This window comes from Bradyrhizobium sp. ORS 375 (assembly GCF_000239775.1).
GTDB lineage: Bacteria > Pseudomonadota > Alphaproteobacteria > Rhizobiales > Xanthobacteraceae > Bradyrhizobium.
In genome coordinates, this window is sequence record NZ_CAFI01000158.1 from 1 (window position 1) to 2,097 (window position 2,097).

At 64.5% G+C, this 2,097-nt stretch carries 4 protein-coding genes; all 4 read right to left on the reverse strand.

Features of this window, described 5'->3' with window-relative positions:
* Positions 1-262: 262 nt before the first annotated feature.
* The 4 genes from BRAO375_RS13700 to BRAO375_RS38005 all read right to left on the reverse strand — a co-directional run bounded on the left by BRAO375_RS13700 (position 263) and on the right by BRAO375_RS38005 (position 1,836).
* The gene (locus tag BRAO375_RS13700; RefSeq protein WP_009028070.1) at positions 263-586 is read right to left on the reverse strand and encodes a hypothetical protein; all 324 of its coding nucleotides are present in this window, start codon (positions 584-586) and stop codon (positions 263-265) included.
* Between the two features lie 179 nt (positions 587-765).
* On the reverse strand, positions 766-960 hold the full coding sequence (locus tag BRAO375_RS13705; protein WP_009028071.1) for a hypothetical protein: 195 nt from the start codon (positions 958-960) through the stop codon (positions 766-768).
* A gap of 37 nt (positions 961-997) precedes the next feature.
* The gene (locus BRAO375_RS13710) at positions 998-1,231 is read right to left on the reverse strand and encodes a type II toxin-antitoxin system HicB family antitoxin (protein ID WP_009028072.1); all 234 of its coding nucleotides are present in this window, start codon (positions 1,229-1,231) and stop codon (positions 998-1,000) included.
* Positions 1,228-1,836 carry a hypothetical protein gene (locus tag BRAO375_RS38005; RefSeq protein ID WP_009028073.1) on the reverse strand — a complete coding sequence of 203 codons (609 nt, stop codon included), beginning with the start codon at positions 1,834-1,836 and terminating at the stop codon, positions 1,228-1,230. Before BRAO375_RS38005 ends, BRAO375_RS13710 begins: the two co-directional genes overlap by 4 nt.
* Positions 1,837-2,097 lie beyond the last annotated feature (261 nt).

Below are 2,097 nucleotides of genomic sequence, written 5' to 3' on the forward strand. Positions count from 1 at the left end.
GGGATCGGCGTTCTTGCCCCCATCGCCCGCGCGTGCCGTCAAGCAACGACCGCGAACTTGACCTCAGCGTCGAGAGGCCAGGACCACACGACTTAGCCGTCCGCGCCGGTCTGTGCTCGTCGGCACAGCCGTCACGGCCATCGCAGCCCACCTCCACGTTCGTGACGACGCGTACGTCCCTCTGCTCGAGGCGGGTTAGGTAGACAAGAACACGATTTCCGAAAAATAGCAATCATTAATTTGAGAGAACGCGACGCGGCCGTCAGTCGGCCTGGGGTCGGCCCGCCCTGTCCTTCAGGATCTCGCGCGCCGCGGCCGCGATGCGCTGGCACAGGGACAGCGCGGTCTCCCGGTCCCTGACATGGAAGATCTCGTCGCTGATCAGGCGGTCGTCGAGCCAGGCGCGAAACGCCTGCTCGCTGTCGGGGGTGAACGTGCCCTCCTCATGGATGAAGCCGCTCAGCGGGCCTTCGATCACGTAGTCAGGATCATCGGGATGCTGCGAGGGCCGCGCGCATTGCGCCCAGATCTGACCGTCGGCGTCGACAAACGCCAGGACACCGTTGTCACGCTCCTCCACCCTCATCCTTCACCTCCGCACGACACGAGCGAACTCTCTCCACGTCATTGCGAGCGCAGCGAAGCAATCCAGGATGGTGGGCGGGACTCTGGATTGCTTCGCTGCGCTCGCAATGACGGGGGAGAGATTTGCGATTTTGACTTTCAAAGCCACGCGGCGGACCAAGAGGTCACATCCGATGAGCCCTACCTCTCCCCCGGACAGCGAATCTCCTTGTAGACAGCATCCGCGAACGCCTTGATACCGGTGTTGATGCGCAAGGGAGAGGTCAGCGTCTGGTAGGTGACGATGCCGCGGGTGATCGACAGCACCTTGTAGCTCTCGGCGATCCGCGTCTTGTAGCATTTGCCGACCTGGATGGCGTCCTCAGTCAGTGGCATGGTGTCCCCTCCTCTTTATGGCACTCTCCGCGCCAACTCACACCGGCGGCGCGGCGGCGCGCGCCGTGCCCGGGGACGGTGGTGCGCGATCGACGGCCTTGAGCGCATCGAGAGCTGCAAACAGCGCCTGCTGTCCGTCGACGATGGCTGCATCCGCGGTCGCTCCGATGCCGACGACGCCGGGACAATCGGGAAAGGTGACGAGAAAGCCGCCGCCATCGTCGGCGCCCAGCACCGTCAACTCATGGGAATAGGCATCGACATCGCTCATCGCGCCGCCTCATCCATGCCGTCGATCATCGCCACGAAAGCGCGGATATGCGGCGGCCTGATCGGAGCCTTCAGCGGAATGGTCACGCAATGCGCGACCGCGGGATGCAGGAAGACCTCGTGCGTGCCGGTGATCTTGCGAAACTTCATCGCATATTGCGAAGCGATGATCTCGAGATCGACTGGCTTCCAATCGCCGCGCGGATTGGCGCGCAGCGCTTCGAGACGCTGATGGTGCGCCCGGCCCTGTCGGGTTTCCGACATCCGGCCGGGGAGCGACGCGCCATTGTCGGGGGTGGTGGCATCGGCCGTGTCGTGGCCAGGCAGCACCAGGCGAAGAAACGCCGCGATGAAATCGCCGACGCTGTTGTTACGATGCGCCAGCCGCCAGTTCTGCGACAGCACGAGCTTCGCCCCGCTGCGCGCGTTGTGAAGCGCGACGAGCTCATCCATCATCGTCAACACCCTGACGGCGCTGAGATTATAGGGCTCCTGCGTGAACTTGCGCTTGAGGTCGATGCGCTCCTTGCGCAGGCTGGCGTTCTCGACCAGCCAATCGAGGATCGTTTCGACCCAGAACGCCTCGGTGTTGACAGCGTCAGACATGCCCGATCTCCGCGCGCGGCGCGCAGCCGCTGGCGGAGATCGATACAAGAGACGTGCCATCGCTGAACGGCGTTGCACTGCGGCTCAGCGGAGGTCAGCTCGCGCTGTCCGCCCGTCTGCGCGACAGCGCGCGCAGGCGGGATCGCGTGATCAATCAGCCGTGAGCGGTCAGCAGAGGCTCACCACCAGGGGCCGCCCCACGGTCCGCCACCCCAGCCGCCGTAATAGCGGTGGCGCCAATAGGGACGGGCATAATAGGGA